Below are 15,654 nucleotides of genomic sequence, written 5' to 3'. Positions count from 1 at the left end.
TGCATGAATGGCTGTTTTAGTATTCACAGAAAAATTGTACCGGCAGAATAAATCAATAACAAACACATGATTAACCGAAATGACTTGTCATGTTTAGCAAAAAAATCTCTGAACAGCGAACCGAACCCTGACCACAAAAGCAATGCCATCCACCCCAGTAAAATAGTTAACCCTAAATAGACCGCTATGAATTTAAGCGATTCATTAAACGGTAAAATAAACGCACTCAACACGGTTAAATAGAACAAAATGCTTTTGACATTGAGGATTTGAAGAATGAATCCTGATAAAAAGGAAGACTGCACATCTCTGGTATCCTTCTTTGAACCTTTGGCCATACTAATCTGCCATGCCAAGTAAAGAAGATATACGGCACCGGCTATTTTAAAATATGGCTCTACAATAGGAATCCAATTGTAGAGGCTTGTTGTAAATACTCCGCTCATGATCCCTAATACTGCAAATCCTGCCAAAATTCCGCCCGTGAACTTCCATGAACCAAAAAAGCCAAACCTCCTTGCTTCATTCATCAATAAGATGTTACTTGGGCCAGGCGTAATTGATGTAATCATCACATACGAAAGAAACGCTATTATACTCATAATTCCACCTTCATTCACTATTTCCTAACGAACAGTCTTTATTGTAAGATGACTATAACAATAAATAAAATTGAAAATAAAAAATTCATTATCATTTCTTTCGATACATCATCCAATTTAAGGAGAACGATATGGAAATTAGACACCTTAAAACGTTTCAGACTATTGTCGAAATAGGAAGTTATACAAAGGCTGCTTCGAAGTTGGGCTATACTCAATCCACGATAACCTCCCATATACAAGCGCTTGAACATGAGATTGGCGGGGAACTTTTTACTTATACTAATAGAAATTTGCAGCTTACTGCACTAGGCAAAGACTTAATACCGTTAGCTGAAGATCTACTTTCCACTCATGAACAGATCAAGAACATGCGTAGCACGAATGAAGTTAAAGGTGTTTTAAAAGTGGCTGCACCGGAGTCATTAACAATCTCAAGGTTAGGTCCAATAATAAGGGATTTTTCCTTGAAATATCCCAATGTCAAAATCATATTAACCAATGGTCCATGCGGCCAAAACCAAGTCGACTTAATAAGCGGGCGGGTTGATGTCGCTTTAATGGTCTATCCGGAAATAAACCCGGAAAAATGCATTCATCATTCTTTGATTGAGGAGAAGATCGTCCTTGTGAGCAGTCCTGACGGTCCTGATCATTTTGATGAATTTAAAAAAGCCGGTACCAACACCAATCATTTTTTCATCACAAATGAAGAAGGCTGCAGTTATCGGACCATGTTTGAAAGATATCTATTAAAGAATGAAATGGAGAATTTTCAAACCATGGAGTTATGGAGTATAGAAGCAATCAAACAGATTATCATGAGCGGACTTGGATTTTCTGTTTTGCCTTATATCACAGTGAAAGAAGAAGTCGAGAGCGGCAAGCTTAAAATCCTAAATCATTCTGAAAACCTCGATCCCATTTATTCCTATATGCTGATAAAAAAGAAAAAATGGCAGTCCCCTGCGGTAGAGGCTTTTGTCGAGGTTGTATTAAACTCGTTTAATAACACCGAGAAAATGGGTGTCTTAATGAAATGAAATCAAGATTCTATATTCTAGCCAGAGAAGGATTTTTTTTGCACACAAGGTTGCGGAAGGAATCTAAATAACAAATCCCCCCCCCTCAACAAAGTGTCGGGGGTTTTTCTTTTGAATAAGGAAACATAAAATTTTTCGATTGACTTTATGTAAAAAATAAAATAAAATTCTAAGTACTTCTTTTAAACTACTCTAACTTGAGTACTTAGAATTGAGTAATATACTTTAAAACAAAAGGATGGATTCAACATATGAAATTTACTGCATTCTTAAAAACAAGAGGTGCAACAGCAGCAATCTTTATGGGGATTTTCTATGCTGTTGCCATGCTAGGCATCTTCTTGCCTGGGTATACAGCCATTCCAGGAAATGTCGATAAATTACCTATCGCCATCATCAATGATGATGCTGGTAAAAATGGGGCAATGATCGCCGAAAATTTACAAGAAAATTTACCCTTTAAAGAAATCGAGACGGATATAACAAATAACCAAGCCTTAAAAGATTTGGAACACAATGATTTAGCATTAGTCGTACACATCCCAAAAACCTTCTCTGAAAATATTCAAAAAGGTGAAGCGTCATCAAGCATCGACTTTACAATCAATGAGGCAGGGGCAACAGTCGTTTCTTCTACCATGAATTCTGTCGTAACTGAAATTAACAATCAGTTAAGCACACAATTCTCGCAACAAACAGCTCAGGGTGTATTGATGAATTTTAATGTACCAGAAAAGCAAGCCGCTGAATTAGCCGAAAAAATTGAGAAATCCTATGTAGGAAATGTCGTTACAATCAATGAAATACCCGATGGAATGAATCATAATATGCTGCCGATGTTCTTAACAATGGCCGGTTATGTAGGGGCGATGATCGGGGCCATGCAATTAGTAGGTGCATTTAGAGCCAGCCGGGGAAAAGCAAGCAAAACACGTTTATTCACTTATGTGCAAATGGCTGCATTATTGATTGCCGTGGTTTCATCAATCATCGCTGTAGGTGTATCCTATTTAATTGATAAGCCGAGCGGTGACCTATTCTTCGGTATAGTAGGTCAACAAATACTGAACTATATGGTATGTTTTAATTTCACCGCGATTTTAATCTTCTTATTTGGTGAAGGCGGCATGATTTTAAACTTACCGATTTTATTAATGCAAACAATAGCGAATGGTGCCACCATCACACGTGATATGATGCACGCACCATATGAATGGATGAGCCACATTTCACCGATGTATTACTCGGTGCAAGCATACTTTGCAAACCTATTTGGCAGTATCAGTCCAAGTCCGTATATTTGGTCAATGGCTGCGGTAGGTGCCGTTGCGATGTTAATTAACATGGCTATTGTCGCGTTTTTACACAAACCGATGCCAGTACAGGTTTCTGAAACAGAAGTTGAAAAGAAAGCGGCAGAAATCACAGCTTAGGTTTTGCTACAATAAGGAGATAATACTTCTTAAAGGAGCGTAGAAAATGTCTATTCAAATTTTTATATTGAGCAAGCTGATGGAGGATAAAAATTATCCTTATAAATTAAAAAAGCAGCTTTCAGAACCCATTCCATTGGATCGACTGGGCGGATTAACGGAAAGTAAACTGTACTACCATTTTGAATCATTGGTGAAACAAGGTTTAGTCGAGCCGGTTGAAGTGATAAAAGAAGAACATCGGCCTGATAAACAGGTATTCGCGATTACGGATAAGGGTCGAGAAGAACTACCAAAAAAAATCTATAAATTATTTGAAAGTGCGGATGAAATCAAGGATATGATTGTTGGTTTAGCCAACATCAAGTATGTGGACCGGGATAAAGTAGTAGATATATTAGAAAGAAAAGTAAAGTCCATCAAGGCTATTTGGGAGCAGCTTGGGAATTTCGAGCCAGAACCTAAAGGCAACGAGAATATTCGTGAATTTTTGGAGGGTTATTTTTCGACCAGAACAGATCACACAATATCTTGGTTTGAAGAGTTAATCAAAAGGATTAAGACAAAGGAATTGTGAGTTTACTTGCAGGCAAATTCGAGTTGATTTCAGAAATCCGCCCTTTCCGCCGACTGTCTGCCAAGCCTCCTCGACGCAAGTGTCTGTGGGGTCTCGCATATTTCCTCCATCCAATAAGGAGTACAGGAGAAAAATTCAAAGAATAAACTAAACTTGTTTCGGAATAGACCAGCCTGCAGTTTTTATTTTAAAAAACGTTCCAGTTGATTGGAACGTAAGGTACGAGACTCCTGCGGGAAAAGCGTGGCCAAGGGAGACCCCGCAGGCCTTGCCGAGGAGGCTCCCCGGACCGCCCGCGGAAAGCGAGTGCCTGGAGTGGAAATCAACGATCTGGTTTACTAACCCTCAAAAACGTTCGAGTTGATTTCAGAAATCTGCTCCCTTTCCGCCGACTATCTGCCAAGCGTCTGTGGGGTCTCGTCTAGCCAGTTATTCGGCAGGAGTGTCGCATATTTCTTCCCCAATAAGGGTTTCTTCTCTATAAAAAGTAGGATAAAATACGGGAACGTCCGATTTGGACGTTCCCGTTCTTATTCATTAAAGCTCCCTATAAACGAATTACTGTAAAGCTAATGAAGCATTTTTAAAAGCTGCGTTTCTCTGGCCAAGCTCCTTGCATTTTACTAAGGAATACAATTTGCCCAATATGATATGCGTCGTGCATGGCTAAACTCTTCAGTTCAAGCACTAATGAATTATCTTCACCCGGGACCTGTCTATACAAATCTTCATGTTCTGATTTTGCTAGTACTTTTCCAAGTTCGCGATGAACATAAAAGTATTCTTGTTTTGTTTCTTTCCAATTTTCTAACGTCTCAGTTGGTAGTCGAAATGTAGATTGATTATTTTCTGCCTGTGGTTCATTCTCTGTTTCACCAAGAAACCTCATCAGAAATCTCTTTTCATAGAAAAGTAAATGACAAACTAATTCCCAAATGGAATTCATTGCCCCATCAGCTGGTTTCCATATTGCCTGTTCAAAAGTAATATCCTCTAGCACTTTTTCAAGTGGTGGAAACCAGTCTTCTTCATCTAAGCAGCTTGCCCATTGTTGTAATAAAAGGGTCTTTACATCCATTTTCCATTCCCTCCAATTTAATCCCTTTAATAGATAATCCCTTTGGTCAACATTCATTTGCGACGTGTTTTAGATAACTAACCAAGGTGTCATGCCAATTCCTTGTTCAATTAAACTGGCCCTTTAACGGAACAATGAACGTTCCGTAATTTGGAAAATTCTGATAATATAAGTTTATCATAAGTTGTGTTGACTGAGAAAGAACAACTGATAATCGTAAAGTTATCTTTTATATGTTGATGGGACTTTACCAATTTCAGGGTATTGGAAGAAACTTCGATTTTAGGCGCGAGACTCCTGCGGGAGAAGCGTGGGGGGAGACCCCACAGGCGCATAGGCGCCGAGGGCGGACCGCCCTCGGAAAGCGAGTGTCCTACGTTCCAATCAACGAATCACTGTACAGCCCACAGACTTAATCGGAATGAGCAGATAAATATTCCTATTTGATCGTTTTTAGAGCATGAACTTTTTGAACGTATCATCCACTTAGTCCATACCAAAAATTTTCCCATATATTTTGAATTCTAGGTTCCATATTCTCTTTACCATAATAAGAAAATTCCATGAATATCCCATCAATCAAACAGAAATAAGACATGATTAAGTTCTCGATTTTCCCTTGGCGTATTTCTTTTTTGTCTATTCCTTCGACAAAGATAGCATGTAAGATAGCGGAAAATGATTCTTCAGATCTAAGGAAACTTTCATTTAAGATGTGCTTCAAATGCTCCGGCGGGAAAATCATTGCCCTCTTTAAAAATGTTGCTTTATCTTCATGGTTTTTATAATAGTTACAAGTATCTAGAAGGATGTGCTTTAGCTTTTCTTCACAAGAGAGTGTATTTATCTCTTCGACAAATTGTTCGACCTGGTTTATATGCTCTTCCAGGATTTCTTCAAACAGACACAAGAAAAGGTCATCCTTATTTTTGAAATGGTTATATATTGAGGGTTTTTGTATACCTACCCTCTTGGCAATTTCCGATAAAGCAGTTCCCTCGTATCCGTACTTGGTAAAAAGTGATAAGGAAATGTTTTTTATTTCATTTTTTGTCATAATGAGCCTCCAAACTATCCAACGTCAGTTGATTTCATTATAAACTCATTTCCTTTTTAAAACTAAATATTTAACACCTTGGAACATGGTTCTTTCTCTAAAAGATAAGAATTAGAATATGCTTGATAAAGAAGTTTCTTCGCTTTTATACACAACTTTCCCATCGTTTATTGTAAGTTCCACTTTAGTTTTGAGCACTTCACTTTCTGGAATATCAAAAAGATTTCTGTCTAATACCACAAGGTCAGCAAGTTTCCCCTCTTCTATTGTACCTAGCTCGTGCTCCCTGAAACATCCATGGGCTGAGCCATATGTATATGCTTGCAATGCCTCTGCCAAAGTGAGTTTTTGTTCAGGATGCCATGTGTTTTGTGGATCTCCGCTACTATCCACTCTAGTAATCGCAGTATATATTTGCCGCATTGGATTTAATGAGATGGAAACCGGAAAGTCTGTTCCTAAAGCTAAAGATGTACCTGTATCTAATAGCGACTTCGTCAGGAAAACATTTTTTTCCCTTTCAGGACCTATTATTGAAGAATATACCTCTCTGGATGAAGCAGCCATGTGATCAGGCTGCATCGAGGCAATGACCCCCAGTTTTGAAAAACGTTCAATGTCATCCGAATCAATTACTTCAATATGCTCGATTGTATGCCTTGAGTCTCTTTTTCCATTCTTGCGTACAGCTTCTTCAAAAGCATCTAAAGCTAAACGAATTGCCGCATCTCCAATAGCGTGAAACCTGATTCTAAATCCGAGTTCATCCGCTTTAACAACTCGATCGATCAATACTTCTGGATCTAGAGCTGGATGACCGCAAATATCCAATTGATCGGAGTAAGGTTTCAGGAAGTAAGCGGTATGACCCGTGACTGTTCCATCAACGAATTGCTTTAATCCTGAGAATTGCAGTTTCTTTGATACATATTTATTTCTAAGTATTTGAGCTTTGTCCAAATTGCCATCCAATTCAGGAGTGATATGAAATCTAGTCGTTAATTCTCCTTGCTTATCCAATTTCTCAAAAAGATCATAGTCTTGAAGGAAGTCATCTATTGGCGCAAACAAATCGTTTACAGAAGTAATTCCATATTGCGATAACAATCGTAAAAACTCTTTTAATATCGTTTCTTTTTTATTTTGTGTTAACCGTAATGCCTCTTTTAAAACGATTTGCTGGGCTTCTTCATATAAAATTCCAGTAAGTAAACCATTCTTATCTCTTTCATAGCGACCAAAATCCGGATCACGTATTTCCTCAGTAACTCCTGCTAATTCCATGGCCTTACTGTTCACCCATGTATAATGACCTTCAGCATGAAAAAGAACGACAGGACGATCTGGAATGACAGCGTCAAGAATTCTATAATGGGGCTCTTGTTTATCATGCCAATAACCTGCATCCCATTGCATGCCGATAATCCATCCTTCCTCAGGACAATCTTTAGAAAATTCCAGTACTTTTGCAGCCACTTCTTGAGCTGACCTGGCTTCAAATAAATTAATACTAGTTAAACTTAGTGCACTGAACATGATGTGGAGATGAAAATCATGAAATCCAGGCATAATCAATTGATTGCCATAGTTAAATACTTTTGTCCCACTTCCTATAAAAGGTTCAATCTCTGCTTTTGATCCTACACTCAAAATTTTGTCACCTAAGATAGCTATTGCCCCAGACGTTGGCTCATGTGTAAGCCCTGTGAAAATAGCATCACTGGAAAGGACAATATCCGCTTTTTTAATAGTCATGGAGTTTACCTCTTTTCATTCAAAATAATAAAACAGTAACTGATCATTGCACGAGTTTCACATCGAATTCTTCTTTTTGCTCTGCAAAATTCAGTTCAGGAGGACGTTCCTTAAACATTTTTGTTAAGTACAATAAGTAAATGAACCCTACTGTCATCCATGTGATTCCTAATACTAATGAATGGATATCCAACTTTGTCATAAACAATATAGTTATGCCGGTGCCTATTAAGGGAAGAAGGAAATATAAAATGATATTCTTAGGAGATCTCTGCTTCTGTCTCAAAAAATAATGGATAAGCACTGCAAGATTAACGAAAGTAAAAGCAAACAGTGCCCCAAAATTAATGAAAGAAGTAGCCGTTGCGATATCCAAAAATACGGCGCTCATTGCAACACAAGCAATGATCAAGATATTGAATATGGGCGTTTGAAATTTTGGAGAAACATATCCGAAAATCCGCTTAGGCAGAACATTATCTCTCCCCATTGCATACAAAATCCGGGCTCCGCTGCCTCCTGAAGCTATCGCAGAAGCAGTAGCGGATGTCACTACGACAGAAACAAACAAACTATTCAGAAAATTGCCCCCGGTATAAATCATGATATCGACTATTACTGTATCAGGGTTCTTAAAAGCATTGAAATTCGGGAAAATCGATTGTGCAAAATAGGTAGCTGCAACAAATAATAACCCTCCAATCAATGTCGTAGCATAAATGGCTTTAGGAAGTGTTTTTTTCGGATTTTTGGTCTCTTCTGCAAGTGTAGTAACCGCATCAAACCCAAGAAAACTAAAACATAATAAAGGTACAATCGAAAGCAGATTATTAATATTCACGTCTGGACTAAAAAAAGGATCTTTAGAAAATAACTCCCCGGTGCCTTTTCCTGCTAAAAGTCCATTTATGCAAAGCAGGCTGAAGATCATGATAAAAAGAAATTGAAATATCACCAAAAAGGTATTCACATTTGCAGCGACCTTAATTCCAAAAATATTAATCGTTGTCACAGCAATGATAAAAGAAATGATAACGGCAACGATAGGAATACCAGGGAAGTAAGCATTCACCATAATCCCAAAAAGTAAAGCGCTGATCATAGGACTGAAAAGATAATCCAATAAAATCACCCATCCTACCAGGAAACCAAGGTGTGAATTAATTCCTTTCTGCACAAAGGTATAAGCTGACCCGGTAGTGGGATATACCTGAACCATTTTTGCGTAACTATATGAAGTGAATAGCATGACAATTAACGCGATTATGTATGCTGTCGGAATCATTCCATGGGTACGATCAATGGCGATGCCATATGTGCTAAAGACTGTCACAGGCGCCATAAAGGAAAGTCCAAATACAATTACATATCTTGTATTCAGTGAACGCTTAAGCTCGGGTAATCCTTTCATCGCAAAGAGCTGCCTCCTTTATTAAATAAATGGGCTGTTTTTAAGTTAAAGTGATTTTAATTATCTTCTTTCGCACCTAATGCTGCCAGGCTGGCAAATTCATGTACAAGTGTTGCCGCTAAAAGTGAAGTGATTTGACTTGGATCATATGAAGGCAGCACTTCAACCACGTCATATCCTATAAAGTTAAATTCAGTTAGGGAACGTATCATTTTTAATGTATCATAGCTGCTAAAACCACCAATTTCAGGTGTACCTGTTCCTGGGGCAAAAGAAGGATCAACGAAATCTATATCAAATGTCAAGAAACAAGGGGTGTTACCAATCGTTTTTCTAATCTCTTTCAAAACATCTTCAAATCCACGATTGGAAAGTTCACCAGTTGTAATCAGGCGATAGCCTAAATCAAGGCTTGCCTATAAATCTCCAGAGTGGTTTAGCGTGCCGCGGATTCCTATTTGAAACACTTTATCTTCCTGCAGTAAACCTTCTTCGTGGGCACGAATGAAAGGAGATCCATGCCAATATTTTTCCTCATAATATGTATCCCAGGTATCTGTATGGGAATCAAAATGAATCATGGCTACTGGTCCATATACCTTTGCCGCAGCTCGTAAACTAGCTAAAGTAACAGAATGGTCTCCCCCTAATCCAATCGGTATGACCCCTTTGGACATCAATTCATGAATGGATTCCTTCATTAGCTCATAGCTTCGATGAATATTATGGGGAATAACAGGGATATCGCCAATATCAATGGCGTTCATTTGTTCAAAAGGATATACATTATGAATCGGATGATAAGGAAACAGGGTCATGGATGATTGGCGAATGGCTTGGGGAGCAAACCTGGCTCCTACCCGAAAAGATGCTGCTGTATCAAAAGGCATACCTACAATTGCCAGCTTTGCATCATGCTTTTGAGAAGGTAAACGCATATAAGTTCCTGTTGTACAAAACTCTGGCTTTACATCTGGTGTAAGTGGATATTTCATAATTATCATCTCCTGGTTTTAAAAGTCTTCTGATATGATTTACAAATACAATGTGTAATCGCTTACAAACCATGATTCATTGAATTACTTTTTAGTCTAACACCTACTTATTGTGCTATATTAACTAACGGTAGTTAGTATTAAACCAAATATAAACATAATTGTTAAAAAAGTCAAACTATTTTTTATAGTCGATTTGACTATTTAGTAATACAAAAAAACGTTCAGTGATTCCGGAAATACGCTCCCTTTCCGCCCACTGCCTGCCAAGCCTCCTCGACGCAAGCGTCTGTGGGGTCTCGACTAGCCAGTATTTCGCAGGAGTGCCGCAAATTTCTTCAATCCAATAAGAGGTTTAATAAAACAGTAAACCATTAAGGATAATCTAGTTCAGTTGATTTCCACTACAGGCACTCGCTTTCCGCGGGCGGTCCGGGAGCCTCCTCGGCGCCTTGCGCCTGCGGGGTCTCCCCTCGACACGCTTTTCCCGCAGGAGTCTCGCACCCTCCGTTCCAATCAACTTTAAAATTTTAGGTAAAATCCTTTTGTCGACAAAGTGAGAGCTGCATTATTGAAGTAAAAGCACCCATTAGTTCATTAAGGAAAGCATGCTTTATTAAAGAATTCGCCCTTAATGGAATGACACCTGAGCTTCTAATAGAATTTTACACTAGTTTCTCAACAGATAGACCCGCCTTAGTTACGTTGATCATTTTTCTGAACTTTGGCGATTATTAGTAATATCAATGGCAGCAGAAACCCGAATGTCATGGCATAAAACGGCCAGATTTCTGTAATGAATTTATTATAATGGACAATATTCGGTGACATCATCAGAGTAAAGGCAATCAAGAGGATACCAAACGGAAAAACCAGAGGACGATAATCTTGCAATTTTAACGTTTGTGCCGTACCTAAAACGGTCACATAAAAAAACAAACTAAATCTAATAAAAATTGTGATGAACCATATTATGGCTATTATTGCTTCCAGCCGCGTCAGGAAATCAGCGATATTTATCTTCTTTGCCAACATATAGATTGGATAATTTTGTCTTATCGTTGACTCGGAACCAAGTACAAGAATGGCTAACATGGTTATAATGATCAAAACACTTCCAGCCAACAATTGACCGACAAAAAGGCTTTTTCTTATTTTGGCTTTTTGACTTACGAACGGGAGGATCATTAGAATCGCAACCGGTTCAATAAACGGAAAAACAAAAAATGGTATAGAACCCCGTATAACCTGTTTCACTCCCCCCTCCCATACGGGTTGCAGGTTTTGAAATTTAATCTCGGGAAGCAGAAGAATTATCAAGGTTGATATCAGTAATAAAACAAAGGGGAAAAATATTTCCGCGCTTCGGGCCAAAGGTTCCAAACCAAGACGCGCGGCCATGAGGACGACACTCATAAAAAGAATCATGATCACTTGAATTGGAGTATCAGGCATAATATGACTTATCATAAAATCACCAATTTCACTCAGATAAGTCGCTGTAGTTATAAAGAAGTAGCTTATAAATAGAAGAGAAATTGCCATTCCCAGCCACTTCCCCAGAATTTTTTGGCTGTATTCCACTAATGTTAAATCAGGATAACATTTCCTTAAGGCCTCATATATCAAAACAATCAATAACGGTGCTATTGCCACGCTTATCATGCCCGAAATCCAAGCATCTTGTTCAGCTTCGGAAGCGACAACGGAGGGAAGGACTAAAATAGAATCTCCAATAGTATATAGAATCACTAATATCAACAGTTGACGGCTTCCGATTTTACCCTTCTCGAGCATTTTCATAAGTTCCTTTCACGACAAAACGGTAAGTTATAGACAAAACGCAGAAATTCTGATTCCATAACCATTATTGACAGAAGAAGACTATACAAACCCTGTTGAGTACAAGTTATTTTTACTCCCGTTGAAAGGATACCTTAGAGCTTCGATTCAATTTCTAATTTAAAAAGTATCGCTCCATGAAAAAAGAGCTGCATATGCAGCCTAAATGTAGACAAACCCTTTGAAAATTAAGTTTTCCTCAGTTTTTATTTGGGTCTATAAAACCTCGAATGTCGATTTCCACTACAGGCACTCGCTTTCCGCGGGCGGTCCAGGATCCTCCTCGGTGCGCATTTCCCGCAGGAGTTTCGCACACCCGCTCCAACCAACTTTGTTTTGAAATTTTGGATAAACCCCTTTTGTCTACAAACTCAAGCGCTGCCAAAGCAGCTCCCTTATTGAAGTACCAGTCCCTAATAAAAGTAATAATTGTTATTTTAACGTCATTTTATTTTATTGATTAAACAACTACAATTAGCCTAACGCCCCCTCAAACTAAAACAGAAGTTTAACCATCATTTTCCCTGCTTCTTTTTCCTTCAAAATATATTGATGCCGCAAGAATGATGATTGCAATTGATACAATGCCAGATAGCCAAAATAAGTCCATATCCGTGAAATACCCTACTATATTAACTATGGAAAGCGCGAATATCAAAATTAGTGATAAAACATCCTTTTTGTTTTGTTTCCGTTTTTCAAAGAACAATCCTAGTATTTTTTCAACCATTCTAAAACACCTCCTTATTTTTCCACAATTAATACCGCTTCTAAATTCTCACTTTTTATCGTGAGCTCAAACTGCGCGACGCAAAGCAGTTTTTTCCGCAGTCTCATTTCCTTTATATTTCAAATTTCATGAGTATGAGCAGCCTTTAGATGTTCAAAATAAGATAAGGGCGGACCACTGATCATCAAGGTAAATAATAAAAAACAAAAAATATATTGAAATATCAATTTAATTTAGTTATAATACTGTACGGTCTTAGTATTACTGTTTATATAATTTTTAGAAAATTTAATAATTTTCTAAAATAGCAAATTTTGGTCGGAGGGTTTATTTTGTCTAATAAGGTTCCATCTTCATTTATAGTAGTGATTGGGTTCATGTTATTTGCCCTTTTCTTCGGTGCAGGGAATTTAATTTTCCCGCCAATGCTTGGTCAATCGGCAGGCATGAATATCTGGTCGGCTAATGCAGGGTTTTTGGTCACAGGAGTAGGATTACCGTTACTTGGTGTACTGGCACTCGGTTTTTCTGGAAAAGATGACTTACAATCATTAGCGAGCCGTGTCCATCCAGTCTTTGGTATTGTATTCACAACCATTCTTTATTTAGCCATTGGTCCATTATTCGCCATGCCTAGAACAGGAAACGTTTCTTTTGAGATCGGTGTAAAACCTTTTTTGCCTGAAGATCCAGGTCCATTGCCTTTACTTATTTTCACCATCATCTTTTTTACACTTTCATGCCTTCTTTCGCTCAATCCTGCGAAAATTGTCGAAATTGTGGGGAAAGTTTTGACACCCATCAAGTTGACGTTCATTGGAATCCTGGTGGTAGTCGCTTTCGTTAATCCTATTGGAGATTTTGAAGCACCTGCCGAGCACTATATGGTTCAACCATTTTTTAACGGGTTCAGAGAAGGATATTTAACCATGGATACTCTTGCATCTTTTGTTTTTGGCATCATCATCATTAATGCCATCAAAGAAAAAGGTGCCAAAACAAAAAAACAAATCATGATCGTTTGTGGAAAAGCGACTGCCATTGCGGCGGTTATCCTTGCTACCATTTATACAGCTCTCTCTTATATGGGTGCTTCAAGCGTTGGGGAACTTGGACGCTTGGATAATGGAGGCATTATCTTGGCGAAAGTCTCGGATTACTACTTTGGATCATATGGCGGGCTATTATTGGGCTTAATGATCACAGTAGCTTGTATTACGACGAGCGTAGGACTCATTACCTCTTGCTCGACGTACTTCCATAAACTATTTCCAAGTCTGCCTTACAAAACGATTGCCATAAGTTTATCAATTTTCAGTGCAATCATTGCCAATATTGGACTAACTGAGTTAATTGCCATTTCAGTACCGGTTATGACAGCCATTTATCCATTAGCCATTGTTTTGATCTTCCTAACATTTCTTCATTCCTTATTTAAGGGAAGACCTGAAGTTTATCAAGGCAGCTTACTTTTAACATTCATCGTCAGTCTATTTGATGGATTAAATGGAGCAGGTGTACACATTACTTTCATCAATGATTTCTTCACTGCAATACTTCCTATGTATGAAGCTGGGCTTGGGTGGATCATCCCTGCCATTGTTGGAGGATTCATTGGGTATGCAAGCAGCGTCTTAAAGTCGAAATTCGGTCATGATCACCAAATTGATTAAATGATATAAAATCAGTCCAGGCATATACACTGTAGATGAACTCGAGATAAGCGAGTTTGCCTACAGTTTTTTTATTAAAAAACGTCTCAGTTGGTTTCATCCCATAAACCATAACCAAGTCTTGTTTTCATAATTTCACCGTCTTTTATAGCACTGACCGCTATAACCTCATAAGATCGAAACCTCACTGCTTTCATCCGTGAAGGCTTGGATCTGTTCTTTAATTTAAAAACAAATAAAAACGTAAGCACACCACTTCGAGAAATATTCTTTTTTCCTCCGTCTTGTCTTGGACCATGTTGAAGATTGACATTAACCAATATACCATAAACCGTAACTCATTATGGGTAATCCACCATAAATATCCAACCATACCGTAACTCAACATACAAAAAGCTGCCATAAAGGCAGCTCCAGACTGAAAGAAAAGCAAGTTTATCTACGCGTTCTTTATTTATTAAACATTCCTGTGGATAACGGTAAAAAAACACTAAGGATAATCTAGTCCTGTTTTAAAATCATGGTTCGGGGTGAGACCATGTTGATAGCAGGGATAAAACATCATATTTCTTTAATTTCACATTTATTCCGTAATTTCTTCAGCAATTGGAAAATCTGACCTCGATGATGTGATTCATGTTCAATCAAATGGTAAACGACCCATTCAGGTGTGACGTCATATTGATCAAGCACCCTCGGTTTACGCCAATCCGTCAGGTCCATCGTGCGGAAGTTTGAAAGAAATACCTCACGTACCTTATTGAGTCGGTAGAAATGTTCGTCCAATGTTTGTCCTTCAATATGATTTAGGGAGCCATCTTCAGCACGGCACCCTACTGGAAACAACGCGGATATTTCCGAATCCCATTCCGTAACAAGGACCTCTTCGTATAACCAATCTGCCTCTATCAGCGCGATGTGATATAACATCGAGCCAATCGTTTGCCTTTCATCGATTTTCGAATCGAGTATATTTTGGCTGATTCCAGTCAATTCTGATATAAGCGTACGGCGAACATCTTCTAAACACCATAGCCACCGCCCAATTTCCTCTTCATATCCCGGTAATGCTGATACAAGCAATGCTCTTTTCTCCAACAAGACCATCCTCCTCTTCATGAACATACATTCTATTTAAAAGTGATGTTTCCTTCTTTTTAATGGAAAAATACCCATTATGGCCGGACAAAAAGAGCAATCTTTTCGATTGCTCCTTTTTCCAGATTTTTTCGTTTATGTTATCGATATCGCAGATTGAAATTAGCTCCCCAAAAAAAGATTGGCTCTCATCTCCTCTGATATACGCCTGCCCTGTAGATAATCCTGTTCCCGTTCTTGTTCAACCATCATGCGTTGCTCCAGTTTTTGAGCATATAGTGCATAGCCGATTCCATGAGCCTGAAACATCGCTTTTTCCATTGCCGACGTGTACGTTAGTTCGAGAAAATTAATGAAGAA

13 protein-coding genes and 1 pseudogene are annotated in these 15,654 nt (G+C 38.3%); 4 read left to right on the top strand and 10 right to left on the bottom strand.

Annotation, left to right across the window (positions count from 1 at the left end):
* Positions 1-23: 23 nt before the first annotated feature.
* Complete coding sequence (locus ACFX4H_RS14725) at positions 24-602, bottom strand: LysE family translocator (protein WP_377435712.1); 579 nt, start codon at positions 600-602, stop codon at positions 24-26.
* A 131-nt stretch (positions 603-733) separates the two neighbouring features.
* On the opposite strand from ACFX4H_RS14725, the gene ACFX4H_RS14720 reads away from it, so the two are divergent.
* The 3 genes from ACFX4H_RS14720 to ACFX4H_RS14710 all read left to right on the top strand — a co-directional run bounded on the left by ACFX4H_RS14720 (position 734) and on the right by ACFX4H_RS14710 (position 3,655).
* Positions 734-1,645, top strand: a complete 912-nt coding sequence (locus tag ACFX4H_RS14720) for a LysR family transcriptional regulator (protein ID WP_377435711.1) — start codon at positions 734-736, stop codon at positions 1,643-1,645.
* Between the two features lie 251 nt (positions 1,646-1,896).
* Positions 1,897-3,078: a YhgE/Pip domain-containing protein gene (locus ACFX4H_RS14715; RefSeq protein ID WP_323603431.1), complete on the top strand. Its 1,182-nt coding sequence runs from the start codon at positions 1,897-1,899 to the stop codon at positions 3,076-3,078.
* A gap of 46 nt (positions 3,079-3,124) precedes the next feature.
* On the top strand, positions 3,125-3,655 hold the full coding sequence (locus ACFX4H_RS14710; protein WP_063589934.1) for a PadR family transcriptional regulator: 531 nt from the start codon (positions 3,125-3,127) through the stop codon (positions 3,653-3,655).
* A gap of 583 nt (positions 3,656-4,238) precedes the next feature.
* On the opposite strand, the gene ACFX4H_RS14705 is transcribed toward ACFX4H_RS14710, so the two are convergent.
* From ACFX4H_RS14705 to ACFX4H_RS14675, 7 genes and pseudogenes are all read right to left on the bottom strand, one after another.
* Positions 4,239-4,733, bottom strand: coding sequence for a DinB family protein (locus tag ACFX4H_RS14705; protein WP_241637433.1), 495 nt, complete (start codon positions 4,731-4,733; stop codon positions 4,239-4,241).
* Between the two features lie 478 nt (positions 4,734-5,211).
* On the bottom strand, positions 5,212-5,790 hold the full coding sequence (locus tag ACFX4H_RS14700; RefSeq protein ID WP_377435710.1) for a TetR/AcrR family transcriptional regulator: 579 nt from the start codon (positions 5,788-5,790) through the stop codon (positions 5,212-5,214).
* Positions 5,791-5,901: 111 nt separating this feature from the next.
* Entirely contained in the window at positions 5,902-7,545 is a 1,644-nt protein-coding gene (locus ACFX4H_RS14695) for an amidohydrolase (protein ID WP_377435709.1), read from the bottom strand.
* A gap of 43 nt (positions 7,546-7,588) precedes the next feature.
* Positions 7,589-8,956, bottom strand: coding sequence for an APC family permease (locus ACFX4H_RS14690; protein WP_328138165.1), 1,368 nt, complete (start codon positions 8,954-8,956; stop codon positions 7,589-7,591).
* A 56-nt stretch (positions 8,957-9,012) separates the two neighbouring features.
* Positions 9,013-9,951 (bottom strand): annotated as a pseudogene (gene speB, locus ACFX4H_RS14685) (agmatinase).
* A gap of 696 nt (positions 9,952-10,647) precedes the next feature.
* The gene (locus ACFX4H_RS14680) at positions 10,648-11,748 is read right to left on the bottom strand and encodes a GerAB/ArcD/ProY family transporter (protein ID WP_377435708.1); all 1,101 of its coding nucleotides are present in this window, start codon (positions 11,746-11,748) and stop codon (positions 10,648-10,650) included.
* Positions 11,749-12,301: 553 nt separating this feature from the next.
* Positions 12,302-12,523 (bottom strand): hypothetical protein, encoded by a 222-nt coding sequence (locus tag ACFX4H_RS14675; RefSeq protein ID WP_063589926.1) that lies wholly within the window; start codon positions 12,521-12,523, stop codon positions 12,302-12,304.
* A 332-nt stretch (positions 12,524-12,855) separates the two neighbouring features.
* On the opposite strand from ACFX4H_RS14675, the gene brnQ reads away from it, so the two are divergent.
* Positions 12,856-14,196, top strand: a complete 1,341-nt coding sequence (brnQ, locus tag ACFX4H_RS14670) for a branched-chain amino acid transport system II carrier protein (RefSeq protein WP_034310842.1) — start codon at positions 12,856-12,858, stop codon at positions 14,194-14,196.
* Positions 14,197-14,757: 561 nt separating this feature from the next.
* Here brnQ and ACFX4H_RS14665 read toward each other — a convergent pair.
* Both ACFX4H_RS14665 and ACFX4H_RS26845 read right to left on the bottom strand, forming a co-directional pair.
* The gene (locus ACFX4H_RS14665; protein ID WP_377435707.1) at positions 14,758-15,297 is read right to left on the bottom strand and encodes a DinB family protein; all 540 of its coding nucleotides are present in this window, start codon (positions 15,295-15,297) and stop codon (positions 14,758-14,760) included.
* 159 nt (positions 15,298-15,456) lie between these two features.
* Positions 15,457-15,603 (bottom strand): YuzK family famiily protein, encoded by a 147-nt coding sequence (locus ACFX4H_RS26845; protein ID WP_197281894.1) that lies wholly within the window; start codon positions 15,601-15,603, stop codon positions 15,457-15,459.
* Between the last annotated feature and the right edge of the window lie 51 nt (positions 15,604-15,654).

The organism is Peribacillus sp. YIM B13477, assembly GCF_042787955.1.
GTDB classification, from domain to species: Bacteria; Bacillota; Bacilli; order Bacillales; family DSM-1321; genus Peribacillus; species Peribacillus frigoritolerans.
Note: the sequence above shows the minus strand (reverse complement) of the source record. Positions and strands in the feature narration are given on the sequence as shown.

Excerpts from the sequence above, each read along its gene's own strand:
- ACFX4H_RS14725 (WP_377435712.1), bottom strand. The coding sequence starts at position 602 with ATGAGTATAATAGCGTTTCTTTCGTATGTGATGATTACATCAATTACG.
- ACFX4H_RS14720 (WP_377435711.1), top strand. The coding sequence starts at position 734 with ATGGAAATTAGACACCTTAAAACGTTTCAGACTATTGTCGAAATAGGA.
- ACFX4H_RS14715 (WP_323603431.1), top strand. The coding sequence starts at position 1,897 with ATGAAATTTACTGCATTCTTAAAAACAAGAGGTGCAACAGCAGCAATC.
- ACFX4H_RS14710 (WP_063589934.1), top strand. The coding sequence starts at position 3,125 with ATGTCTATTCAAATTTTTATATTGAGCAAGCTGATGGAGGATAAAAAT.
- ACFX4H_RS14705 (WP_241637433.1), bottom strand. The coding sequence starts at position 4,733 with ATGGATGTAAAGACCCTTTTATTACAACAATGGGCAAGCTGCTTAGAT.
- ACFX4H_RS14700 (WP_377435710.1), bottom strand. The coding sequence starts at position 5,790 with ATGACAAAAAATGAAATAAAAAACATTTCCTTATCACTTTTTACCAAG.
- ACFX4H_RS14695 (WP_377435709.1), bottom strand. The coding sequence starts at position 7,545 with ATGACTATTAAAAAAGCGGATATTGTCCTTTCCAGTGATGCTATTTTC.
- ACFX4H_RS14690 (WP_328138165.1), bottom strand. The coding sequence starts at position 8,956 with ATGAAAGGATTACCCGAGCTTAAGCGTTCACTGAATACAAGATATGTA.
- ACFX4H_RS14680 (WP_377435708.1), bottom strand. The coding sequence starts at position 11,748 with ATGCTCGAGAAGGGTAAAATCGGAAGCCGTCAACTGTTGATATTAGTG.
- ACFX4H_RS14675 (WP_063589926.1), bottom strand. The coding sequence starts at position 12,523 with ATGGTTGAAAAAATACTAGGATTGTTCTTTGAAAAACGGAAACAAAAC.
- ACFX4H_RS26845 (WP_197281894.1), bottom strand. The coding sequence starts at position 15,603 with ATGTTTCAGGCTCATGGAATCGGCTATGCACTATATGCTCAAAAACTG.